Origin of the sequence: Faecalibacterium sp. BIOML-A1, from assembly GCF_009679715.1 — a bacterium.
GTDB lineage: Bacteria > Bacillota > Clostridia > Oscillospirales > Ruminococcaceae > Faecalibacterium > Faecalibacterium taiwanense.
Window position 1 is genome coordinate 38,871 of the sequence record NZ_WKZJ01000008.1, and the last position, 24,133, is coordinate 63,003.

The following is a 24,133-nucleotide window of genomic DNA, read 5'->3' on the forward strand; positions in this document are numbered from 1 at the left end:
CTGAAAAAGAAATCAAAATTTTGGAATATCCTGCGCGAAAATGGGCAAAACAGAAAATAATAAAACAACACCAAACGGGGCTTTGCTTTTTTGTGAAAGTTGTGTATAATAAGATAGCTGTACGTGTACGGCCTTATGGCTCATGCACATCAGGCAGCTTTTATGGAAAATGCTTTCAGGAACCTTAACAGGCCTGCGGCTGCGGGCCTCCGACAAGGAGATCATAAAATTGGAGAAATTTGTTATTACGGGCGGCAAGCCCCTGCACGGCGAAGTTACCATTTCGGGTGCCAAAAATGCGGCGGTGGGCGTCCTGCCTGCAACCATTCTGGCTGCGGATGTCTGTGTGATCGAGAATCTGCCGGATATCAGTGATGTGGCGGTGAGCCTGAAGATCCTCAGCGTTCTGGGCGCACAGATCAAAATGATCAACCGCAACACCTACGAGATCGACACCACCCATCTGACCGGCACCAACGTCCCGGACGACCTGTCCCGCCAGATGCGCGCCAGCTACTACTTTCTGGGCGCACTGCTGTCCCGTTTTGGCAAGGCTCAGGTGGCCATGCCCGGCGGCTGCAACCTCGGCCCCCGCCCCATTGACCAGCACCTGAAGGTGTTCAGTGCTCTGGGCGCAGAGGACAGCGTGGACTACGGCATGATCACCGTGCGCGCCAAGGAGATGAACGGTGCACACATCTTCTTTGATAAGGTCAGCGTGGGCGCTACCATGAACGGTATGCTCTCCGCTGTAATGGCCAAGGGCCAGACCATTCTGGAAAACTGTGCCAAGGAACCCCACGTGGTGGATCTGGCAAACTTCCTGAATATGTGCGGTGCGAACATCCGCGGCGCAGGCACCGATGTGATCAAGGTGCGCGGTGTGGAAAAGATGCACGGCTGCACCTACAGCATCATCCCGGATCAGATCGAGGCTGGCAGCTACATGGTGGCTGCTGCTGCCACCGGCGGCGATGTTCTGGTGAAGAACGTCACCCCCAAGCATCTGGAACCCATTACCGAAAAGCTGCGCCGTGCAGGCGTGGAGGTGGAAGAATTTGACGATGCTGTGCGTGTGCGCCGCACCGGCGATATTCTGCCGCTGAAGATCAACACGATGCCGCATCCCGGCTTTCCCACCGACATGCAGCCCCTGATGGGCGTGCTGCTGAGCGTGGCCAAGGGCACCAGCACCGTGACCGAGAGCGTGTGGGACAACCGCTTCCGCTATGTGGACGAGCTGCGCAAGATGGGTGCCAACGTGCAGGTGGACGGTCAGGTGGCTGTGTTTGAGGGCGTGGATAAGCTCACCCCTGCACCGCTGCGCGCACTGGATCTGCGTGCAGGCGCTGCCATGGTGGTGGCTGCGCTGATGGCAGACGGCACCAGTGAGATCGAGGAAATCGGCCACATCGAGCGCGGCTACGAGAATATCGTGGAAAAGCTGCGCGGTCTGGGTGCAGACATCAGCAAGGTGGAGCGTATGCCCGCTGCACTGGATCAGGCACTGTAACTTATAAAAAGCAAACAGCCTGCTGCATATGCGGCGGGCTGTTTTTGAGTGTATCAGAGGTTTTTCATGGCAGAATTCATCTCGTTATATTCGGGTTCCTCCGGCAACAGCAGTGTGGTGCGCTGCGGGCAGCGGTATCTCATTGTGGATATGGGCAAGGGCGTGCGCACTACCTCGGCGGCGCTCAAGGCGCTGGGCCTTGCCGCCAGTGACTGCGACGGCATCCTTGTCACCCACGAGCACAGCGACCATGTGAAGGGGCTTTCCACCTTCCTCAAAAAGAACACGCTGCCGGTGTACGGTGCAGCGGCAACGCTGGATTTTCTGGACAGCAACGGCATCGTACCGGCCAGCTGTGAGCTGCACGAGCTGGAAGGCAGGGAAGAGGACGTGGGCGCGTTTGGCGTGCAGAGCTTTCCCACCAGCCACGATGTGCCCTGTGTGGGCTACCGCATCCACACCCCGGACGGCAAGACCATGACCATTGCAACCGACCTTGGCGTGCTCACGCCGCCGGTGCACGAGGCGCTTTCCGGCTGCGACCTTGTGGCACTGGAGAGCAACTACGACCTGCACATGCTGCGCAGCGGGCCGTACCCCTATTACTTACGGGCACGCATTGAAAGCACCCGGGGCCACCTTTCCAACGACGAATGCTCGGCAAAGCTGCTGGAACTCATTCAGGAAGGGTGCAAAAAGTTTGCGCTGTGCCATCTTTCGCAGGAGAACAACACGCCTGCGCTTGCCCTGCAGACCGTGTTCAACACGCTGGGCGCGGCGGGCGTTGTGCCGGAGAAGGACTGCATCGTGCAGGCACAGCGCCGCAACGAAATGAGTCCTGTATTAGAGTTTTAAATAAAACAAGCGGCAATGCATTTGCATTGCCGCTTGTTTTATTCAGCTGCTTTCTGTGTGCGAATGTCATCGCCTGCAAAAAGGCAGGGGACAAAGGCAGAAAGGCGGCTGGAAATTTTTTCGGTATACAGCTTTTCCAGCAGAGCACCGTCAGTGATGTTGGTGGTGACGATGGTGGGCAGCTTTGCACCCAGCCGGTTGTTGAGCAGACTGTACAGGCTGCTGATGAGGAAGGCGGAGTTGAATTCCGAGCCAAGATCATCCAGAATGAGCAGGTCGGCCCCGGCAGCGGTCTGCATCAGCGTTTCCTCCTCGCCTGCCGGGTCTGCACCAAAGTGCAGCCCTTCCAGCTTGGAGAAAAAGTCCGGGCTGGAAACATAGATCACATCGTAGCCCTTTTCCAGCACGATGCCCGCAATGGCAAGGGCCGCATGGGTCTTGCCAAGGCCCGCATTGCCAAACAGCATCAGGCTCTCGCTGTGGTGGTCAAACTCTTCCGCGTAGCTGCGCAGGTCTGCCAGCATATCGGCCATGTAAGGGCGGATGGCACCGCCCACCTTTTCATCGGCACGGTTCGGGTAATAGCGCAGCTCCATGGTGTCAAAGCTTGCAATGGACAGGCTGGACAGCGCCTCGATCTCCTTGCGGCGCAGCTGCTGCATCACCTTGTGCACGCACTCACAGGTGCGGCCATTCACGCTGCCGGTGTCCTGACATTTGGGGCAGACAAAGCGCGGCTCCAGTGCATCAGCGGGCCGTCCGCTTTGTGCCAGCAGGGCGGTCAGCTTCTGCTTTGCATCGGCAAGGGCGGCGGCAGCTTCGGTGCGGTCCTTGCCCGCAGCACCGGCCAGTGCGCAGCGGATGCCCCGCACCCGCACCTCTTCTTCTGCATGGCGCAGGGCGGGAATGGCGGCTTCGGCTTCGGCGCGGGCATCCTCGGCTCTGGCTCTGGCCACCTGCCGCCGGGCGGCCACGGTGCGCATGGCTTCCTGATACAGTTCGTTTTTGGTACGCATGGCTCCTCCTTATTCCGGCTTCTTTTTCAACGGACGGCGGCGGGCAGCGTTCTTGAGGAAATCGTTGCCGCTGGGGGCTTCACGGTCTACCCGGAGGTTCCGGCTTGCGCCTGCAGCAGCCACCGGGCTGCGCACATCGTGCACGGTGCGCAGGCCCTTGGCGTTCCATGTTTTGAGGATACTGTTCCAGTACCACAGGTCGCGCTTGGCCCCGGCCTGCACGGCAGCTTCCTGCACCATGGCATCGTCGTAGCCGTAAACCTCGTACCAGCGTGCAATGGCCTTGCGCCCGCCAAGGGTCAGCTCGCTTTCCGGGATGTTCAGAAGGCCGCTGACATACTGCTCGCGGCTCTGGCGCAGTGCCAGCAGTTTGAGGTGGGCATCGGCCTGCTCACCGGTCTCCACGCCCTCGGTGCGCCACACCTTCAGCTCATGCACTACGGCGGCCATGGTGCTGCGGCCGGTGCTGGCAACGTAGGCGGTGCACAGCATCACGGTCTCCGGCGCAAAGCCCTCCTGCATATAAAGGTTGACCAGCTTTTCCATCTCCCTGTGGGTCAGCGGACGGGCAAAGCCGGTCTGTGCGCAGTCGATCAGGCTGGAGATCATGGGGTCGGTGCGGCTGGCCGCAGCGATCTCGGCCCAGGTCATGGGTGCGGGGGCGCTGGGTTCCTCGCCCGGTGCGGCGTTCTCTTCGTACCGCTCCAGCAGGCCAGCGCCCGCCCAGAAGGAGAGGGCGCTCTCGGCGCTGATGCGGCTGCGCAGCTTGAGGTCGGCACAGATCTTGTCCGGGTCGGTGATGCCGGTCGCCAGCACATACAGAGCCACGCGCACATTGTATTCTTCGGCGATGCCCAGTTTGGAAAACACCAGCTGCGGCACTGCAATGGTATCGCCCTTGAGTTCTTTTAAACGATAGATCATGTTTTATTCCTTCGGCTTGTCCGGCTCGGCTTCGGCAGCAGGCGGCTCCCACGGGTCGCTGTCCATCATGCTGGGACAGTTTTTCCAGCGGTCAGGATCGGCATTGAACGCGTCCTGCAAAAAAGCGGCTGTGGCCTCCCGGCCCTCGTCGGTGAGCGGAAACACCTTCTGCACCCGCAGGGCAGGGTCGGTCTTTTCAATGGTCCAGGGGTCCGGCCAGTAGTCCACGGTGAGGATGCTTTCCTCCTTTGCGGCACCCTCGCCGCCGTCCGGGTCCGGCACGGTGCGCTTGCCGGGGATCATCCGGTATCGCAGGCCGTATTCGTTGCCGCTGTAGGAATTTTTGCATTTGAAGTAATGCAGCAGGGGAACAAAGATCATGGCAGAGTCCTTTCGTATTTTGCAGGGAGCGGCTGTAAGCAAAAACGGCAAACCGATATTCCACGGTTTGCCGTTTGTTTTTGGAGCAGGGTACGGGACCCGAACCCGCCGCCTGCTGCTTGGGAAGCAGCCGCTCTACCGGATGAGCTAACCCTGCAAGTTGCTCATTTATTGTAGCAAAGAGGGACGGGATTGTCAAGGGCCGGAGAATGTCAGTTTTTCTGGGCATCGGTCAGGTCCAGCACCGGCGTGAAGGGGTCGAACACAAGGCCGGTGATGCCGTCCGCCACCAGCAGACGCCTGTTCTGGCCCAGCAGCGGCACCACGGCGCAGCCTTCCAGCAGCTGGCGCTCACAATCGGCCAGCAGGGCACAGCGGGCGCTGCCGGTCTGCTGGGCACTCTCGGCCAGACGCTGAGAGTAGATGGGGTCGGACCAGCCGGTCAGGCCGCCGCCCTCGGCCGTGAACTGCTGCAGCATCTGGTATACGCTGCCGCCTTCGGCGCGGATAGGAGCCAGCGCAATGGTGTAGCTGCCCGCTGCAAGGCGTTTGTCGAACTCCTCCTGCGGAACCTCTTCCACCGAGAAGAAAAGGGAGCAGTCCTTCTGCCATGCGCCGTTGATCTGCTCGGCCAGTTCGGTCAGGCCGGCTTCCTTCGGCAGCAGGATGGTCACGCCGGAAAAATCCGAGCTGGCCATGCCCTGCCGTGCATTCAGGTACAATGTACGGGGGCCGGTGATGGTGGGCAGCGGGTTCCTGGCAGACTTGCGGTAATCGATGCCGTCCACGGAAAGGCCGGTGGGCACAAGACCCTCGGCAGCGGTGTACAGACCGGAAGAGGGCACATCCACATTCTCCCGGGCGATGCCGGCAAGCGCCTGCCGCAGTTCCTGATCGGCAAACACAGAATCTTCGGCGCTGTTGAACAGCAGTGCCCAGGTGGTGTCGGAGTAATCCACCGACTGCAGCGAGGTATCCTCGCCGGTGTCGTCCAGCGCGGCGGAGCATTTTTCGTCTGCAATGAGCTGGGCGGCGCTCTTGCCGGTGCTGCCGGTGTTCTGCACCAGACGCAGGCTGCCGATCATGGGGGAAGAGACATCCCGGCGCAGGAACAGGCCGCTGGCCGTCCAGTTGTAAAGATAGAAGCTGCCGCTGGAAAGGGTGGTCTTGGCGGTCAGACCGTAGGTGCCGCGGGTGCTCTCAAAAAATGCTTCATCGCAGGGCATGGCACCGGGTAGGGTGAGCTTGGCAAGGAAGTTGTCGTCCTTTTCACTCAGGCGGAACACCAGCGTCAGCGGGCCGGCGGCCGAAACGCCCAGCGTGCTGGCATCGGCTGTTCCAGCCAGCACGGCAGCACTGTTCTCAAGGGCGGCAAACTCCACGGCATAAGGGGAATTTGTCTGCGGCTGGAATATGCGCCGAAATGCAAACACAAAATCCTCGGCAGTGATGGTGTGATCCGTGGAAGCGCCCTTGACGGCCTTGTAGGTCAGGCCGTCCTTGATCTGGAAGGTGTAGGTCTTGCCATCGGAGGAGATCGTCCAGCTCTCGGACAGATCGGGCACGATCTCGCCATCCGCTTTTTTGCGGACAAGCCCGCTGTAAAGGTTCTCGCAGGCGATCACGTCCGGGGCAGCAGAAGCCACCTGCGGGTCAAGGTTTGCGGGAATGGTATCCACGAACCATGTAAAGCTTGGCGCACTGGAACTGCTGCCGCAGCCGGTGAGCGCAAGCAGGAACGCAGCAGCAAGCACTGCTGCGGTAATACGGAAGAACTGTTTCAAGGGGATGACCTCATTCTATGGTATTTGCGAAAAAAGGCTTCTTGTATACAAAAAGCACTCTACTTCGACAAGTGTAGCAGAAACAGCGGCAAAATACAATTGCAGAATTGTGAATTTACCTTACTTTTTGGGGCAAAAAGGGCGTTTTTCCGTTGCCAATTGCGGCTAAATGGACTATAATGGTACAGCGAAACATCTCTGCACCCGTTTTGAGGTGCGTTCTGAATACGATATTATGGAGGAGGAACTGTTTTTATGCAGAAGGATCAGCAGAAACTGATTGAACTCATCAAAGGCAAAAAAGTGGCCTTCATTGGTGCCGGTGTCAGCCACAAGACCCTGATCAAGGAGTTTGTGGAGCTGGGTGCCCATGTGACCCTGTGCGACCAGAAAAAGAGCGTGGAGGACTTTGGCGATTACGCTGCAACCATCAAGGAGCTGGGCATCGACCTGAGTCTGGGCGAAAACTATCTGGATGGCTTCAAGGGTCAGGATATCATCATGCGCACCCCGGGCTTTGTGGGCTACTTTGAAAAGCCCCTGCAGGATGCCATGGCCGCAGGCACCATGGTCACCAGTGAGGTGGAGTTGTTCTTCGACTTCTGCCCCTGCGAGATCGTAGCCGTGACCGGCTCCGACGGCAAGACCACCACCACCACCCTGATCTCCAAGTTCTACGAGGCCGCAGGCCGCAAGGTGCATCTGGGCGGCAACATCGGCGCAGCTCTGTTGCCCATGCTGCCCGAGGTGGCTCCCGAGGATGTGGCTGTGGTGGAGCTTTCCAGCTTCCAGCTCATCAGCATGCATTCCAGCCCCAACATTGCCGTGGTGACCAATGTCACCCCCAATCATCTGGACCACCACAAGGACATGCAGGAGTACATTGATGCCAAGCGCAACATCCTGCTGTACCAGAAGCAGCCCTGCCGCGCTGTGCTGGGCTATGAGAATGAGATCAGCCGTTCCATGCAGTCCGACTGCAAGGGCAAGCAGGTGTGGTTCACCCGCCTGCACGATACCGACAACGGTGCCTTCCTGCGCAAAGAGGACAACATGCTCTGCATGGCCGAGGATGGCGTTGTGACCCCCTTCCTGGCCCAGAAGGACGTGAAGCTGCGTGGCCTGCACAACATTGAAAACCTGCTGGCTGCTGCTGCTGCCGTGTGGGGCGAGGTGCCCGTGGAAGCCATCCAGAAGGTGGGCAGCACCTTTACCGGTGTGGAGCACCGCATTGAGCCGGTGCGCACGCTGGACGGCGTGCTGTACTACAACGACTCCATCGGCACCAGCCCGACGCGCACCATTGCCGGTCTGCGCAGCTTTAACCAGAAGGTCATTCTGATCGCTGGCGGCTACGACAAGCACATTCCCTATGAGCCGCTGGCACCGGAAGTGGTGGCCCACGTGAAGAACCTTGTGCTGATGGGTGCCACCGGCCCCCGCATCGAAAAGGCTGTGCGCGAGGACCCGAACTTCAACGAAGCAGAGCTGCCCATCCAGCATGCCGACAACATGCAGCACGCTGTGGAGCTGGCCCGTGCCTGCGCAAAGCCCGGTGACATCATCATCCTGTCCCCGGCCAGCGCATCGTTTGACCTGTACCCCAACTTTGAGGTGCGCGGCCGCGAGTTCAAGAAGATCGTCAACGAGCTGAAGTGATCGCGCAGGTCAGCACAAAAGCCCACCGCGCCCGCTTTTTAAATGCCTGCCGGGGGAAATGGGTGCTGGGGGCGACCCTGCCGCTGGATCTTGCCCTTTTTAGCAAAAGCCAGCCGTGGCGATTCTACGCAGGACCTACACTGGCGCTGGAACTCAGCGGCAGTACCGCATGGGCAGCAGGGCACGCAAACCCGGAAGAGCTGGCCAGCTTTCTGGCTTTCTGCGGGTGTGAGAGCATCATTTTAGACGAAAACGAATGCCCACCGCCTGCCGGGTGGTGCAAAGCTGAAACGCTGACTGTATTCGGCCTTGCACCCGGCAAGGCTCTGCCGCTGCCCGCTGCAGACGAGACGCTCTGGGCCGGACTGACCCTTGACAGAGAACCCTCTGCCATGGATGTGGCACGGGCGCTCTACCCGGCGGATACGGCAAAGCAGGAGGACTTTTACTCCGAGCTTTGCACAAAGCGCACCCGCGGCAAAGCTCTTGTGTGGGCGCTGCGGCAGGGAAGTGAAACGATCTGCACGGTAGGGGCCTATGCCCTTGCGAACAGGCAGGCCTACATGGCCTGCGGGCAGACAGCCCAGCCTTTGCGGGGCAAGGGCATCGGCGGGCGGCTCATTGTGCAGATGGCGAACGAGCTTGCCGCCAAGGGGGAGCACCCGGTGTTTCTCTGCAGCCCGGAGCGGGTGCACTTTTATACCCGGCTTGGCTTTGAAAAGCTGGGGGAATATGCAAGATATGGACAAACTCCTTCAGTCAAAACCTGACGGTTTTGCCAGCTCCCTCAATGAGGGAGCCTTTGGCAGGACGGAAAAGCTTTCTGCATAAGTGAAACGTTCTGGTTTCGTCAGGAGCTCCCTCCCTGAGGGAGCTGGCGCACGAAGTGCGGCTGAAGGAGTCATTCCGACAGAAAGCCTGCGCTCTATAAAATCTATAAAATTAAGGAACCGTTATAATGTCAATGCTGAACCACTTTTTCAATTACAAACCTGAAGTTCTGGCGCTGGACGAAAAAGCTATGGAGCTGTGCCAGCCCTACTTCCGCCATATGGAGGAGATCCGCGATTTTAACCAGCTCAAAATGCTGAAAGCCTTTGCGGATACCCAGATGTCCTCCACCGATATGCTGGGCACCACCGGCTACGGCCTGTGGGATACCGGCCGCGCAAAGCTGGAGCAGATCTTTGCCGAGGTGATGGGCGCAGAGGACGCCCTCGTGCGCAGCCAGTTCCAGAGCGGCACCCACACGCTGGCTGTGGCGCTGTTCGGCCTGCTGCGGGCAGGGGACACCCTGCTGGCTGCCACCGGCCGTCCCTACGATACGCTGGAAGGTGTGATCGGTCTGGACGGCAAGGGCAGGGGCACCGGCACTCTGATGGATTACGGCATCCGGTACGATGAAGCTCCGCTGAAAGCCGACTTCACCCCGGATTATGACCTGATCGCCCAAAAGGCCCCCGGTGCAAAGGTGTGCCACATCCAGCGCAGCCGCGGCTATCTGCAGCGCAATGCCTTTGATCTGGAAACGATCCGAAAAATTGCGGATACCGCCCGCGCCGCAAACCCGGACATCATTATTTTTGTGGATAACTGCTACGGCGAGTTCACCCAGACGCAGGAACCCTGTCAGATGGGCGCAGACCTTGTGGTGGGCAGCCTGATCAAGAACCCCGGCGGCGGCATCGCTCCCACCGGCGGCTACATTGCGGGCCGCAAAGACCTTGTGGAGCTGTGCGCTTACCGCCTGAATGCGCCCGGTCTCGGCAAGGATCTGGGCTGCACGCTGGAAACGCCCCGTGATATGTATCTGGGCTTCTACTATGCGCCCGGCGTGGTGTGCGAGGCCATCAAGACCGCCATTTACGCCCAGTGTATGCTGGAGCTGCTGGGCAAGAATCCAGTGCCGCGCTACTGCGACGACCACAACGACATCGTCACCTGCTTTGATGCAGGCACTGCGGATGCGCTCATCGGCTTCTGTCAGGGCATTCAGGCTGCAAGTCCCGTGGACAGCTATGCCGCCCCGGAACCTTCTCCGGAGCCGGGCTATACTGATGAGGTGGTCATGGCAAGCGGCAGCTTTACACAGGGCAGCACCATCGAGCTTTCATGCGACGGCCCGCTGCGTGAGCCGTACACCTGCTACCTGCAGGGCGGTCTGAACTTTGCTGCCAGCCGTGCGGGCGTGCTGCTGGCCATCCAGAAGGCTTATTTTAAGGGCTGAAAAGGGGAGAGCGCATGCCTGTTTTAAGTGACCGTGTGGGTACCTTCACGGATTCTGTCATCCGCCGCATGACCCGCATCAACAATCAGTACGACTCCATCAACCTTTCGCAGGGTTTCCCGGATTTTGACCCGCCGAAGCAGTTGCTGGACGCTCTGGCCGAAACGGCTTACAAAGGCCCGCACCAGTACGCTGTGACCTTTGGCGCGCAAAACTTCCGCGAGGCGCTGGCAAAAAAGACCAGCCCTGCCCTGCACCACGAAGTAGACCCCAACACCGAGATCTGCGTGACCTGCGGCGGCACTGAGGCCATGATGGCCGCCATGATGACCATCTGCAACCCCGGCGACAAGGTGATGATCTTCTCACCGTTCTACGAGAACTACGGTGCCGATGCCATTCTTTCGGGCGCGGAACCCATCTATATCCCGCTGGTGCCGCCCACCTATGAGTTTGACATCAGCCTGATCGAAAAGGGCTTTGCCGAGGGTGCCAAGGCGCTGATCCTGTGCAACCCCTCCAATCCCTGCGGCAAGGTGTTCCGCCGCGACGAGCTGGAAGCCATTGCAAAGCTGGCCATCCAGTACGATGCCTTTGTGGTGACAGATGAGGTGTACGAGCATATCATTTATGCGCCGGCAGAGCATATCTGCATGGCAAGCCTGCCCGGCATGTTTGAGCACACCATCACCTGCAACTCGCTCTCCAAGACTTACTCCATCACGGGCTGGCGTCTGGGCTATCTGATCGGACCCGCAGAGGTCATTGAGGGCGCGCGCAAGGTGCACGACTTCCTCACTGTGGGTGCGGCTGCACCCCTGCAGGAGGCCGCTGTGGCCGGTTTGGAGATGCCCGCCAGCTATTACGAAGAGCTGCAGGCCCTTTACACCGAAAAACGCGATCATTTTCTGGCCGGACTGGACCGTGTGGGGCTGAAGCACAATGTTCCGCAGGGCACCTATTTTGTGATGATCGATATTTCCGATTTTCTGGCGCTGCCCCAGTTCAAGGGCTGGACCGACCTGCAGTTCTGTGAGTGGATGATCCGGGAAGTGGGCGTGGCCGCTGTGCCTGGCTCCAGCTTCTTCCGGGAGCCGGTGAACCACCTGATCCGGATGCACTTTGCCCGCGGCACCGATGTGCTGGACGAAGCCGTCCGCCGGCTGGAAAAGCTGCAGGCTTTACTGAAATAAAAGCAAAACAAAAAACAACAGCGCCGCAGGAAGTTTCCTGCGGCGCTGTCTCTTTCCCGATACTCTATACACGATTCATCACACGGCGTGGCGCTGCACGGTGGGCATGGGCTCCACAAGAGCGGGATGCATCCCCTCGCGGTAGTCCAGGTCGCCCTGATCCATACCGCGCAGCAAGACCTCGGCGGTGGCAATGTTGGTGGCAATGGGTACGCTGTGCATATCGCACAGGCGGAGCAGATTCTGCTCGGTGATGCTGGCGGCATCCGCTTTCAGCGGGTCACGGAAGAACAACACCAGATCCACTTCGTCGCACGCAATGCGGGAAGTGATCTGCTGCACACCGCCCAAGCGCCCGGAGAGATAACAGTGCACGGGCAGGCCGGTAGTCTGCGCCAGCATCCGTCCGGTGGTGCCGGTAGCAATGACTGTGTTTTTGGACAAAATGGCGCTGTAAGCAGTGCAGAACTGCAGTGCAAGCTCTTTGCGGGAATCGTGTGCAAGAATGGCGATCGTCATATTGCTCTCTCCTTTGTTCCAAGTATAGTGTTGCGTGTGACAAACAACTTTCTCATTGGAAAGTGAAATGAAGTGAAATCGTTATCAAGCTTTTCAATATAGTTTTACCGCATCGAAATAGGGGTTGTCAAGAGGGTTCTTGTACTTTTTACAAAACAAAATGGAGAAAGTAAGACTATATCTTTGTGAGAAGTGCAGAAAACTGGGATACAATCATCCATATCAGTGAGCGAACAGGAAAGGCAGATTGAAAACATAATTCAGTTTTTGTCTTTGCTGAAAGAACATTTCATGGGAATAAAACAAAAATACAGGCTGGCGCAAATCGCACCAGCCTGTTTCGGAAAAAGCTTTTCAGTTTCGTTTCTAAATTATGAATATTATGGAGAAAACGCTCACTCCCGATTTCCGCACTGGAAAGGTGGGTTCAGCGGGCTTTAGCGGATCTGACCATTGCCGTGGATGATATACTTGTAGCTGCACAGCTCGGCCAGTCCCATGGGGCCGCGGGCGTGGAGTTTCTGGGTGGAAATGCCCATTTCACACCCAAGGCCGAATTCACCGCCATCCGTAAAGCGAGTGGAACAGTTCACATACACGGCGGCGCTATCCACTGCGGCAGTGAACAGATCGGCATGGGCCTGTGTCTGGGTCAGGATGGCTTCGCTGTGGCCGGTGGAGTGCTCAGCAATATGCCCGATGGCCTCCTCCACGCTGTCCACGACCTTGACCGCGAGGATGTAGTCCAGAAATTCGGTGTCAAAGTCCTTTTCTCCGGCAGGGGTGCCGGAGATAATGGCGGCTGCGCGCTTATCCAGCCGCAGATCCACCGGGTGCAGGCCCTTTGCCGCGCGGTCCGGGCCAAGCCGCTGGGCCAGACGGGGAAGAAACTCCCCGGCAATGGCAGAGTGCACAAGGCACACCTCCTCGGCGTTGCAGACGCTGGGGCGGCTGGCTTTTGCGTTCTCGATGATGTCCAGAGCTTTGTCCAGATCGGCGGTGTCGTCTACGTACACATGGCAGATGCCGGTGCCGGTCTGGATGCAGGGGACCTTGGCGTTCTGAACGCAGGCACGGATCAGCCCGGCACCGCCGCGCGGGATCAGCAGATCCACATAGCCTACAGCGGTCATCAGAGCGTTGGCAGAAGCGTGGGTGGTGTCCTCAATCAGGCAGACCGCTGTCTCGGGCAGACCGGCCTTTTTCAGGCCCTGCCGCAGGGCTGTGACGATGGCGTTGGCACTGCGCCAGGCCTCCTTGCCGCAGCGCAGGATACAGGCATTGCCGCTCTTGATGGCAAGGGCAGCGGCATCGCTGGTCACATTGGGGCGGCTCTCGTAGATAATGGCGATCACGCCCATGGGCACAGCCGTCTTTTCAATGACAAGCCCGTTGGGGCGCTCCACCCGGTTCAGCACCCGGCCCACCGGGTCGGGCAGGGAAGATACCTCCCGGATGCCCTGCGCCATGGCTTCAATGCGCGGTGCGGTCAGGGCCAGACGGTCCAGCATCACATCGCTGATGTGCCCCTTGGCCGCAGCCATGTCCTCGGCGTTGGCGGCAAGGATGGCCGCCTGATCGTCTGCGCTGCACAGCGCATCTGCCATGCCCAGCAGGGCCGCGTTGCGGGCGGTGTTATCGGCCAGCGCAAGGGCACTTTTGGCGCTGCGGGCGGCTTCCAGAATTTCCTGTGTGGTCATGTGTTCAGTCCTCCTTGCGGGCCGCAAAGCGGGTGCCTGCGGATCTGCCTGCGGCAATGTCGTACAAAAGCTCCGGGTGTGCGCCGTTGGCAATGACCATATCGGCACCGCTGCCCGTTACCATGCGGGCGGCGCGCAGCTTGGTGGCCATGCCGCCGGTGCCAAGGGCCGAACCGGCACCATCGGCCAGAGCCATCACCTCGGGGGTGATCTCCTCCACCAGCGGGATGAGCTTTGCGTCCGTGTGGGTGTGGGGATTGGCGGTGTACAGGCCGTCGATGTCACTCAGTAGCACCAGCATGTCAGCCTTGGCGCAGCAGGCCACGATGGCCGCCAGCGTGTCGTTGTCGCCAATGGAGGTGATCTCATCGGTGGCAACGGTGTCGTTTTCGTTGATGATGGGCAGGGCACCCAGCTCCAGCAGGCGGGACAGGGTGTTCTGAAAGTTCACGCGGCGTTCGGTGTGCTCCACGTCCACGCCGGTGAGCAGGATCTGCGCCACGGTGTGATTGTAGGCGTTGAACAGCCGGTCGTAGGTGTACATCAGCTCACACTGGCCCACAGCGGCGCAGGCCTGCTTGGTGGTGGTGTCCTTTGGACGGGTTGGCAGTGAGAGCTTGCCCACGCCCATGCCAATGGCACCGGAGGACACCAGAATGACCTCATGACCCTCGTTTTTCAGGTCGCTGAGCACCTTGACCAGCTGTTCCGTGTGGCGGATGTTTAGCCGTCCGGTGGCGTATGCCAGAGTAGAAGTGCCTACTTTTACAACGATGCGCATGATATCCTTAACCCTTTCCCATTTCCTTTGTCTTATTGTACGAGGCGATCACGGCATCCATCACCGCACCGCGCAGGCCGTGTTCTTCCAGCACGCGCACGCCCTGAATGGTGCTGCCGCCGGGGCTGCACACAGCATCCTTGAGTTCGCCGGGATGCTTTCCGCTTTCCAGCACCAGCTTTGCGCTGCCCAGAACCATCTGCGCGGCATATTCCTGCGCTTTGGCGCGGGGCAGGCCGCAGGCCACGCCGCCATCAGCCAGAGCCTCAATAAACTGGTACACCCATGCCGGGCCGCAGCCGGAAACGCAGCTGGCGGCATCGATCAGACTTTCCGGCACGGCATCCAGACGGCCCGCAGGAGCCATGATCCTGAGGAAGGCTTCTTCTTCCTCAGCGGTGACATTGCTGGAACAGTACTGGATCATACCCTCGCCCACCGATGCCGGGGTATTGGGCATGATGCGGATCACAGGAAAGTCCTCACCGGCCAGCTCCTGAATGCGGGCGATCGAAAGGCCTGCTGCCATGCTGCACAGCACAAAGCGCTTGGGGCGCTCGTCCAGCGTGAATCTGAGCGGCTCCAGCAGTGCTTCCATCATCTGGGGCTTTACCGCCAGAAAGATCAGGTCACAGTCACCGGCCACCTCAGCATTGGTGGCTGTTTTGCAGCCCAGTTCCTTGGCCAGTGCCTGCGCCTTGGCCGCAGTGCGGTTTGCCAGAAAAACTTTCTTAGGGTCAACAGCTTTGCAAACGGCACGGGCGATGGCTCCACCCATGTTGCCGCAGCCCAGAAAACCAATGGTATCCATCATAGTTTGTACCCTCCCTCAAAACGGCACTTCAATCACAGCCGTCTGCTCCCATTCTAAGCGTAGAGGAATATAAAATCAAGGGCCTTTTCCGCTTTTTTGCCGGAAGAAGCCGCTTTTGCAGGCATTGCGCACCGCCGGAAGGGGTTTGGGGGGCTGAGAAACGGCTTTTGAAACGAGAAACTGCCGGAGTGAAAACGCAGGAAGTCGTTCTTTGTTTACAAAATGGACAGAATCAATGCTTGCAATCGGAACGACTTTTGCGGTATTATAATGTACGAAGCTGCCAATCGCCGTACGCAGCGGGAAAAATTTCTACGGTTGGGAAAGGAAGGTTTTTGTGTCACAAACAACGAAGCGGGCACTGGAAGCATCGCTGAAAAAGCTGCTGCTGGAAAAGCCCCTCAATAAGATCACGATCAACGATATCACCGAGGACTGCGGCGTGAACCGCATGACCTTTTACTACCACTTCAAGGATATTTACGATCTGGTGGACTGGATCCTGACGGAAGATGCAATCAAGGCGATGGAAGGCTGCCAGAGCTTTGATACATGGACCGAAGCATTTCTGGACATCCTGCACCAGATCCGGGATAACAAAACACTGGTGCTGAACGTATACCGCTCTGTGGGGCGTGAACAGGTGGAGCAGTATCTGTACAAGCTTCTGGACCCCATGCTGAAGGAATTTGCGGATCGCGAATGCCGCGACATCACCGTGCAGGACGATGACAAGCAGTTTGTGGTGGATTTTTACAAATATGCGCTGGTGGGCGTGGTGCTGGAATGGATCCGCCGGGATATGAAGACCGAGCCCGCTGTGATGGTAGAACGTATGGGACGGATGCTGCAGGGCGATCTGCGCCGCGCGTTATGCCGCCTTGCCAGCAATAAGATCCATCTGGAACAGGACGGTTGAACCGGAAGAACGACAAAATTTTATCATAATCCGCGCCGTGATGGGTTTTCTATCACGGCGCTTTTTCTGTTTATGGAAACTTGTGGGATAGAATGGTAGAGTAATGGCATAGAAATAGAAAAAGAGATTTCCGAAAAATACCGTTTGGAGGAAAAGGATAATGAATACTTCTATTGAGAGCCTGACTCATAAAATGCAGCGTGCTGCCGTTGGTAAAATGGTGGACGTGGTGCTTTCTCATGCCGATAAAGACCGTCAGAAAACCGTGGGACAGCTGGTGGATATTGCAAAGCAGTTCTATGGCAGTTCGTTCAGCGATGAAGCCTACGAACACGCCAGACAGACCCTGACCGACCCCGACAGCAAGTGGTCCAAGCTCATCAACTGTGTGCTGGATCAGACCGACCCCAACGTGGCCCGCACCATGGCGCTGAATCTGGGCTACGAGGCTTTCTTCCGCGGCACCAAGACCATCCGCGAGAACCGCGTGAAGTATCAGTGCAACATTCCGTGGCTGATCCTGTTCGACCCCACTTCTGCCTGCAACATGCATTGCGTGGGCTGCTGGGCTGGCGAGTATGGCAACAAGAACAACCTCAGCTTTGAGGATATGGACAAGATCGTTACCGAGGGCAAGGAGCTGGGCGTATACCTGTACATGCTGACCGGCGGCGAGCCGCTGGTGCGCAAGGCTGATATCCTCAAGCTGGCCGAGAAGCACAACGATGTGCAGTTTGCCATCTACACCAATTCCACCCTCATCGATGAGCCGTTCTGCAAAGAGGTGGTGCGTCTGGGCAACATTGCCTTCATGCTGTCCATCGAGGGCACCCCGGAGACCAACGATGCCCGCCGCGGTGAGGGGCACTATGCCGCTGTCATGCATGCTATGGATCTGCTCAAGGAGCACGGCATCGTGTTCGGCACGTCCATCTGCTACACCCGCGATAACATCGAAGCTGTTACCAACGATGAGTTCATGCGTTTCCTGTGTGAGAAGGGTGCACACTTCGGCTTCTACTTCCACTACATGCCCGTGGGCAACGAGGCAGCACCGGAACTGATGCCTACCCCGGAGCAGCGCAAATATATGATCGACCGCATCCGCTATCTGCGCTCGGAAGAGTGCGATATCCCGTTCTACCCCATGGATTTCCAGAACGATGGCGAGTTCGTGGGCGGCTGCATTGCCGGCGGACGCAACTACTTCCACATCAACTCTGCCGGTGACGCAGAGCCGTGCGTGTTCATCCACTACTCCAATGCCAATATCCACGACCAGAGCATTCTGGAAATTCTGCACAGCCCGCTGTTCATGGCTTATCACAACGGCCAGCCCTTCAACAAGAACCATCTGCGTCCCTGCCCGATGCTGGAAAACCCCGAACTGCTGCAGAAGATGGTGCACGAGACCGGTGCCCACAGCACCGACCTGCAGTCGCCGGAGAGCGTGGAGCACCTGTGCGAGAAGTGCAAGAACTATGCAGCCAACTGGCAGCCCACGGCGGATGAGATCTGGTCCCACACCAAGATCCGCGAGAGCCGCTACGAGAACTACAAGGACTGGAAGCCCTCGCAGCCCATTGAAAAGTAACGAAGGCAGACATCATAATGCAAACAAAGCCCAGGCGTTCCATTGAAGTGCGCTCCGTCAAGTAGATAGAGAAATAATATAAGTTTTTGTTCGCCGTTTCCACAAGGAGACGGCGAATTTTTTGTGCAAAAGTGATTGTTCTTTCCTGACATAAAAATACCCCCAGAGTACGCAGAGTTTTTGTTTTACTCTGTCTACTCTAGGGGGAGCATATCACACTCAGAGAGGGTCTTACTGTTTCATGAAAGAGTGGTTTTGAAAATTACCAGAACCAGTAGCGCTTTTTCAGCACAACATATGCAATGCCGATCAGAACCACTACAACACCACCGGCAATGAAGAAGGTCCAGTTGATATTGGCAAATTTCAGGTTCTGGTTGGTCAGCAGATAACGGCCTGCAGTATCGGCAGTGATGATGCCGTCGGTGTAGCTGTTCAGGTACTGCCACTTGTTGGAGACGGCGTTGTACAGATACAGGCGGGTATAGGTGCTCACATCCAGATCGATGCGCACCGAGCAGGGAAGAGCCTTGCCCTTGTCCAGCTCAAACTCGATGCCCTGATCGGACTCAGTCAGGATGAGCATGGTGTCCAGCTCACTGGTGGTGCTCTTGACACCGCTGCCTGCAATCTGCATGGTGTAGCCATCGCCCACCACGCACAGGGTCTTGCCGGTGGTGCGCAGCGCATTGAGGATATCACCGGTCACGGTAGGCACCTCGGCCTGTGTGAAAACGATCTCGTTGTCCTCACTGTCCTGAATGGCCTGCACAACGGGATCGATCTCGATGGGAGTATCGTTATCCGGTTCGGTGGAGCTGCTGTCCGAAGAATTATCGGAAGAAGATGCAGCCGAACGGTTGACGATGACCGTGACCATGGCGGATGCAGTGCCGTTGGAAACGGTAATGGAAGTAGCGCCGGTGCCCACAGCCGTGATCACGCCGCTGGGGCTGACCGTGGCAATGTTGCTGTTGGCGGACTTATAGGTGAACTTCTGGGAAGCGGAAGAAGGCTTGACACTGGCGGTCAGGGTGCGGGTGGCACCGGGCTTGAGCACAACGTAGGAAGGATTCACCGTGACGACCTGACCGCTGTTGGAAGAACCAGTGCTGGCGGTGCCGGTGCTGGAGTTGGGAATACTCATGACCGTGACATTGGTGGTAGCAGTCACCGAACCGCAGGTAGCGGTAATGGTGGCGGTGCCGGGGGCAATGCCGGTAACACGGCCGAAATTGTTCACCGTGGCGACCTTCTCATTGGAAGAGGTCAGGGCGACGGTGGCATAGTTGGAAGCCGAAGTAGGCCGCACCTGCAGCTGTGCCGAGACCGAGTTGCCAACATAAATGGTGTTGGAGGAAAGGGAAAGGTCCATCTCGGTAACGATCATGGAAGAATCCATGGAGACAACGATGGTGTAGGCACAGATCTGGTTGCCTGCGGCAGCGGTGATGCGGGTGGTGCCTACGCCCACAGCCTGCACGACACCGGAGTTGCTCACGGTCAGAATGGAAGTATCGTCCGAGATAAAGACAACCGAGTCGGTAGAGTTGCGCGGACGCACCACAGGAGACAGCTGCTGAGAGGAACCCAGCAGCATGTTGGCGGTATAGCTGCCGGCCTCAATGCTTTCGGCAGGCACGTCCTGATCCCACGGCATGGCAACGCCGCTCAGGGCAAGGCCGGAGACAGGGCTTGCTGCGGCCGCAGACACAGCTGTGCCGCAGGCCAGCAGGCAGAGCGCTGCCGCACAGACGGCCAGTTTTTTTGCGGTTGATTTCATAGTAAGTGTACCTCTTTGGGTGATATAACGGCGGCTGGCAGTCAGCACAGCTCCGGTTTAGCGGAACAGAACGCCCAGGGCTTCCATTGCGTACTCGAAATAGGTGACCTGATCGTACTCCACGCGGGCAGTAACGCTCATGCCGTTGGAAAGATCCACCTTGTCGCCGCTGCGGCTCACCACATAAGTGGCGTCGGGCTTAATGGTCATCTTATAGTAGGAAGCGTTGGAGCTGGCCGTCACGTCACTGTCAATGGCCGTTACAGTGCCGGTCAGGGTGCCATAGGAATACTCCGAAAGGCCGGTAATGGCGATCTTGCACGGGTCACCCACATGAAGCAGCGGGCGGTCATTCACGGTGACCATGGCAACGATCTCCAGATCGTCGTTCTCGCTGGCAACAGTGGCCAGCGGGGAGCCTGCGCTCAGCACCATGCCCTCTTTGTAAGGAGTATCCATGTGGATCACACCGGAGGTGGGGGCGTAGATGTAGTAATCGTTGGCACCGGTGTTCAAGGCATCGAGCTGAGCCTGAACGTTGTCCACGTTGCTCTGTGCGCTGGTAATGCTCTGGGAGATGGACTGCATGGTAGAGTAGTACAGAGCTTCTACTTCGCTCTGGCTCTGCTCCATCATGGTCTTGATCTGAGCATCGGAGTAACCGGCAGCCTGATAGGCCGTGGCATCAAAGGTCTTCTGAGAGACCTGGCTCTTGTAGGTCTCGTACTGATAGTAGTAGGGCTGATCTTCGGGGTTTGTCTCGCTGAAGTAGTTGGTATCATCCTGCACGCACTGCAGCAGCTTGTTGTACTGGTCCAGCTGGGTCTGGTAGATCTTGAGCTGGCTTTCCAGGTTATCCTGCTGCATGTCGATATCCGTGCTCTTGATGTGGGCCACGAGGTCGCCCTCGTTCACATAGCTGCCCTCCGAAATATACATCTCGGTAATGGAGCCGGAATAACTGGACATGATATAGGTTTTATTGCTGGCCTGCACGGTGCCTGCGTTCTGGCTGACATAAATGCGGTTGGTATGGGTGCTCCACACCACCAGAAACAGCATGAAGATGCCCACCAGAATGACAAAAGCGTAGCCATAAGGCGGCAGCTTTTTTTCCATCATGATGCGGCGATCCTGCAGATCCGAAAGGTTCTGAACTTTAATCGTCATAATTACTTGGTCTCCATAAAGACATCGACCACGGCATCATCCTCGTCCTGATTGACATAGATGGTATAGGAGGTGCCGGTCAGTTTCTGCTCATTCTCAAAAGCGTGGACCTGCAGCTTGTAGGAAGCCAGCTGGCTTTCGGGCATGGGGCCGGTGTAGTGGGCATACAGGCAGTTCTTCACGCGCAGAACAGCATCCATATGGTAGTCCTGCTCCATCTGGCCGATGAACTGGGTAGCCTGCTGCATCATGTACAGGTGCATCTGACGGTCCTCACCAACCACCATGGCCTGCACAATGGGGCCAATGGGCTGTGCGTTGTTGCTCTTGATAAAGTTGTGCATCTGGGTCAGCACCACGGGCAGACTGGCCATCTCTTCCGGATGGATCTCACGGGAGAGCACATTGGTGAGCTTCAGGGTCTTGTTCTCGGCTACTTTGATCTCTTTCATGTTGAATACCTCGGTTCCTTTTCAGATTTACCTCAGAAGAGGCAGTAATAGGCAATCGAGAAAGGGGAGAAAATCGCTGCAGAGAGCAGCTTCCTCTCCGCTCCCGATCGCCTACTACTTATAAAAGTAATAGGGATCTTGCAAATAAAATGTGCCCGGAGGCATTTTGCCTCCGGGCACACCATAGTGAGGCATAGTTACCTGAGCAGGCGGGGCCTGTTCAGGATAACACCATCTACTTCTACTAAACAGAAAGTCTTTCTAGCTCTTTTTATCTGACACAGCAAAACTATGTCAAATCAAGCTATCCATCATGAATGACTCCCTTTCATATGTAACCGGGTACGCACCCGGCTGCAACACATCAATAGGTGATCGACTCACCGTCGTCATCCTCTTCCACCACGGCCTGCATGACAGACTGCTTGGGCTCTGCCTTTTTGCTGCGGTAGATACCCTGCTGCATGTTCCACAGCTCGTAGTACTTGCCTTCCTTGGCAAGCAGCTCATCGTGCGTGCCGCGTTCCACGATCTTGCCGTGATCCATCACAAGGATCAGATCACAGTCACGAACGGTGGACAGGCGGTGAGCTACGATCAGCATGGAACGATCTGCAAGCTGATCGTAGATCATGTTGAAGATCAGATTTTCCGTAGCAAAGTCCAGATTACTGGTGGATTCATCCAGAATGTAGAGGTTGGAATCTTTCAGGAAAGCGCGTGCCAGCGCAATGCGCTGCTTTTCACCGCCGGACAGGCCGTTGCCTGCTTCTTCCAGATAGGTGTTATACTGCAGGGGCAGATGACGGATAAAGTCGTGAGCATCTGCCTTCTTGGCAGCTTCCTTAACTTCGTCCATCGTAGCGTCCATACGGGAAACGCGGATGTTATCATAAATGGTCTTGCTGAACAGCTCAACGTTCTGCGGCACATAAGAAATTGCGCGGCGGACAGAGTCATTGGTGTATTCAGCCAGATTCACACCGTTCAAGTCGATCTCGCCATCTTCCGGCTCATAATACTTGAGCAGAAGCTTGGTGATCGTGGATTTGCCGCTGCCGCTGCTGCCCACCAGCGCGACCTTTTTACCGGCCGGAATGGTAAAGCTGATGTGATCCAGTGCAGGGGCACGGTTGCCATAACGGAAAGTGACATCCTTGAACTCGATATCGCCCTCCACCTTGTCCAGATCGGTGCGGTCTTCGTCGCCGACCGTCTCGGAGGGATAATCCATGATCTCGCCCAGACGCTTCATGGAAATGCTGGCCTCCTGAATCTGCATCTGCAGACCGATCAGGTTGCTCAGCGGGGAAGTAAAGTAAGAGGACAGCGTGCTGAAGGCCATGAATCCGCCCAGTGTCATCTCACCCTTCAGAACCTGACTGATACCCACATAGGTGGTCAGCATGCTGAAACCGGTGGAAATGAAGGAGGAGATCAGGCCCTGCGTGGTGCTGATCTTGCTGGAGCGCAGGCTGATCTTCAGGCTCTTGATGTACTCACGCTCGAGGTTCTCCATTTCGGTATCCTCGTTGGCGTTGCACTTGACCGTCTCAATGCCGCGCAGGCTTTCGATCATCTGGCTGTTCAGTGCAGCGGACTGCACCATGGTCTCTTCGTTGATCTTTTTGTAAGGCTGCTTGTAGATCAGCACCAGCAGAATGCTGACCAGAGCCATGAACAGCGAGATCGAGAAGAGCATCGCATTCATGCGGAACAGGATGATACCGGTGATAATGGCCATCGAGATATCCATGATCAGGCTCAGCGCAATGCTGGTGAAGATGGATTTGATGGTGTTTGCATCCGAATAACGGGTGGTGATATCACCAGTCTTGCGGGTGGCAAAGAACTTCATGGGCAGACGGAAGATATGCCCGAAGTAACCCAGCATCAGCGGAATATCGATCTTGATGGATAGGTGGATCAGAACCCACTGCCGGACAAAGCCCACCAGCGTATTGGTGATGCTGACCATGCTGAACACAAGGATCAGCGTGACCAGCAGATTGTCTAGGCCATATGGCAAGACCTCGTCCATCAGGATCTTGTTGAACATGGAGGAGGCAATGCCCAGGATCGTAACGATCAGAGAACTCAGGATCGCATAGGCAAAGAGCTTTTTCTGGGGCAGCAACAGGTCGACGTAACGCTTGAACATGCCGCCCTTTTCGATCTTACCACCCTTGAACTCCGAGGTGGGGTTCATCAGCAGCAGAACACCAGTAAAGTTCTTGTAGAACTCATCCAGAGAGATCTTTTTCAGCTCACTGCCGGGGTCGCCGATCACGACATAATCCTTGCACTTGTGTTTTTTGCCGTTCTTCTCATCTTCCTTAGCGGCTTCGGCTTCTTTCAGCATGTGCCGACGACGCTCGCCGTCATCTTTGATGGTGGTCTTTTTAAAGACGACCACAAAGTGGGCCAGACCCTGATCGGTGATGACCTGCGCAATGCAGGGCAGCGAGAAATCGCTGAGGAAATTTTCACGGTCTACGCGAACCGCTGCAGTGGTGAAACCCAACTCATTAGCGGCTTTCTGCAAACCAACAAGGTTCGTGCCTTTCAGGTCGGTACCCATCATATCGCGCAGGCGGGTGATGGTAACTTCCTTTTTGTAATGGAGGCACACCATTGCGAGGCAGGCAGCCGCACAGTCAGTGGTGTCGTGCTGCCGGACATAGGTATAACGCATAGATGCTTCCTTTGATCATATACAAATTTATTCAAACAGCGGCAGGCGTTTTGAAGAAGCGGCCTGCCGCAGATCTGACAACGTGAAAAGAGCCGGAGCCTGAAACAACAGCACAGAGACCGGTGCTTTGTCCTGTCCTGCGGAGAACCATGAC

Annotated in this window: 20 protein-coding genes and 1 tRNA gene; 8 read left to right on the forward strand and 13 right to left on the reverse strand. The window is 57.2% G+C overall.

Annotated elements, in window-relative coordinates:
- The first annotated feature begins 229 nt into the window (after positions 1-229).
- Both GKG36_RS09725 and GKG36_RS09730 read left to right on the forward strand, forming a co-directional pair.
- A complete protein-coding gene (locus GKG36_RS09725; protein ID WP_196218898.1) occupies positions 230-1,513 on the forward strand; it encodes a UDP-N-acetylglucosamine 1-carboxyvinyltransferase in 1,284 nt (427 codons plus the stop codon).
- Between the two features lie 66 nt (positions 1,514-1,579).
- On the forward strand, positions 1,580-2,368 hold the full coding sequence (locus tag GKG36_RS09730; RefSeq protein ID WP_118526059.1) for an MBL fold metallo-hydrolase: 789 nt from the start codon (positions 1,580-1,582) through the stop codon (positions 2,366-2,368).
- 38 nt (positions 2,369-2,406) lie between these two features.
- Here the strand turns inward: GKG36_RS09730 and GKG36_RS09735 are convergent, their stop codons facing one another.
- From GKG36_RS09735 to GKG36_RS09755, 5 genes are all read right to left on the reverse strand, one after another.
- Positions 2,407-3,384 carry an ATP-binding protein gene (locus GKG36_RS09735; protein ID WP_154260476.1) on the reverse strand — a complete coding sequence of 326 codons (978 nt, stop codon included), beginning with the start codon at positions 3,382-3,384 and terminating at the stop codon, positions 2,407-2,409.
- 9 nt (positions 3,385-3,393) lie between these two features.
- Positions 3,394-4,308, reverse strand: a complete 915-nt coding sequence (locus GKG36_RS09740) for a DnaD domain protein (protein WP_154260478.1) — start codon at positions 4,306-4,308, stop codon at positions 3,394-3,396.
- Between the two features lie 3 nt (positions 4,309-4,311).
- On the reverse strand, positions 4,312-4,689 hold the full coding sequence (locus GKG36_RS09745; RefSeq protein WP_097775348.1) for a hypothetical protein: 378 nt from the start codon (positions 4,687-4,689) through the stop codon (positions 4,312-4,314).
- 81 nt (positions 4,690-4,770) lie between these two features.
- Positions 4,771-4,846: transfer RNA gene (locus tag GKG36_RS09750), tRNA-Gly, on the reverse strand.
- A gap of 55 nt (positions 4,847-4,901) precedes the next feature.
- Positions 4,902-6,473, reverse strand: a complete 1,572-nt coding sequence (locus GKG36_RS09755; RefSeq protein ID WP_154260480.1) for a peptide ABC transporter substrate-binding protein — start codon at positions 6,471-6,473, stop codon at positions 4,902-4,904.
- A gap of 255 nt (positions 6,474-6,728) precedes the next feature.
- Between GKG36_RS09755 and murD the strand changes: the two genes are divergently transcribed.
- The 4 genes from murD (at position 6,729) to GKG36_RS09775 (ending at position 11,552) form a co-directional block, all read left to right on the forward strand.
- Positions 6,729-8,132: a UDP-N-acetylmuramoyl-L-alanine--D-glutamate ligase gene (murD, locus tag GKG36_RS09760; RefSeq protein WP_005945808.1), complete on the forward strand. Its 1,404-nt coding sequence runs from the start codon at positions 6,729-6,731 to the stop codon at positions 8,130-8,132.
- Positions 8,129-8,902, forward strand: coding sequence for a GNAT family N-acetyltransferase (locus GKG36_RS15040; protein ID WP_173012946.1), 774 nt, complete (start codon positions 8,129-8,131; stop codon positions 8,900-8,902). The genes murD and GKG36_RS15040 overlap by 4 nt, the downstream gene beginning before the upstream one ends.
- A gap of 194 nt (positions 8,903-9,096) precedes the next feature.
- The gene (locus GKG36_RS09770) at positions 9,097-10,359 is read left to right on the forward strand and encodes a methionine gamma-lyase family protein (RefSeq protein WP_097775352.1); all 1,263 of its coding nucleotides are present in this window, start codon (positions 9,097-9,099) and stop codon (positions 10,357-10,359) included.
- Positions 10,360-10,373: 14 nt separating this feature from the next.
- Positions 10,374-11,552 carry a pyridoxal phosphate-dependent aminotransferase gene (locus GKG36_RS09775; protein WP_097781690.1) on the forward strand — a complete coding sequence of 393 codons (1,179 nt, stop codon included), beginning with the start codon at positions 10,374-10,376 and terminating at the stop codon, positions 11,550-11,552.
- A 78-nt stretch (positions 11,553-11,630) separates the two neighbouring features.
- Here GKG36_RS09775 and GKG36_RS09780 read toward each other — a convergent pair whose 3' ends face one another.
- The 4 genes from GKG36_RS09780 to proC all read right to left on the reverse strand — a co-directional run bounded on the left by GKG36_RS09780 (position 11,631) and on the right by proC (position 15,366).
- Positions 11,631-12,071 carry a methylglyoxal synthase gene (locus GKG36_RS09780; RefSeq protein WP_005945815.1) on the reverse strand — a complete coding sequence of 147 codons (441 nt, stop codon included), beginning with the start codon at positions 12,069-12,071 and terminating at the stop codon, positions 11,631-11,633.
- Positions 12,072-12,508: 437 nt separating this feature from the next.
- Positions 12,509-13,771, reverse strand: a complete 1,263-nt coding sequence (locus tag GKG36_RS09785; RefSeq protein ID WP_154260482.1) for a glutamate-5-semialdehyde dehydrogenase — start codon at positions 13,769-13,771, stop codon at positions 12,509-12,511.
- Between the two features lie 4 nt (positions 13,772-13,775).
- Entirely contained in the window at positions 13,776-14,552 is a 777-nt protein-coding gene (gene proB / locus GKG36_RS09790; protein WP_097775355.1) for a glutamate 5-kinase, read from the reverse strand.
- A gap of 7 nt (positions 14,553-14,559) precedes the next feature.
- Positions 14,560-15,366: a pyrroline-5-carboxylate reductase gene (gene proC, locus GKG36_RS09795; protein WP_154260484.1), complete on the reverse strand. Its 807-nt coding sequence runs from the start codon at positions 15,364-15,366 to the stop codon at positions 14,560-14,562.
- Between the two features lie 337 nt (positions 15,367-15,703).
- On the opposite strand from proC, the gene GKG36_RS09800 reads away from it, so the two are divergent.
- Both GKG36_RS09800 and GKG36_RS09805 read left to right on the forward strand, forming a co-directional pair.
- Positions 15,704-16,285, forward strand: coding sequence for a TetR-like C-terminal domain-containing protein (locus tag GKG36_RS09800; protein WP_173012947.1), 582 nt, complete (start codon positions 15,704-15,706; stop codon positions 16,283-16,285).
- 160 nt (positions 16,286-16,445) lie between these two features.
- Positions 16,446-17,879, forward strand: a complete 1,434-nt coding sequence (locus tag GKG36_RS09805) for a radical SAM protein (RefSeq protein WP_154260488.1) — start codon at positions 16,446-16,448, stop codon at positions 17,877-17,879.
- A 262-nt stretch (positions 17,880-18,141) separates the two neighbouring features.
- On the opposite strand, the gene GKG36_RS09810 is transcribed toward GKG36_RS09805, so the two are convergent.
- The 4 genes from GKG36_RS09810 to GKG36_RS09825 all read right to left on the reverse strand — a co-directional run bounded on the left by GKG36_RS09810 (position 18,142) and on the right by GKG36_RS09825 (position 23,979).
- Positions 18,142-19,662, reverse strand: a complete 1,521-nt coding sequence (locus GKG36_RS09810; RefSeq protein ID WP_154260490.1) for an Ig-like domain-containing protein — start codon at positions 19,660-19,662, stop codon at positions 18,142-18,144.
- 57 nt (positions 19,663-19,719) lie between these two features.
- Positions 19,720-20,832 (reverse strand): HlyD family efflux transporter periplasmic adaptor subunit, encoded by a 1,113-nt coding sequence (locus GKG36_RS09815; RefSeq protein ID WP_005945848.1) that lies wholly within the window; start codon positions 20,830-20,832, stop codon positions 19,720-19,722.
- A gap of 2 nt (positions 20,833-20,834) precedes the next feature.
- Positions 20,835-21,284 (reverse strand): hypothetical protein, encoded by a 450-nt coding sequence (locus GKG36_RS09820; protein WP_005945849.1) that lies wholly within the window; start codon positions 21,282-21,284, stop codon positions 20,835-20,837.
- A gap of 364 nt (positions 21,285-21,648) precedes the next feature.
- A complete protein-coding gene (locus GKG36_RS09825) occupies positions 21,649-23,979 on the reverse strand; it encodes a peptidase domain-containing ABC transporter (protein WP_005945852.1) in 2,331 nt (776 codons plus the stop codon).
- Positions 23,980-24,133 lie beyond the last annotated feature (154 nt).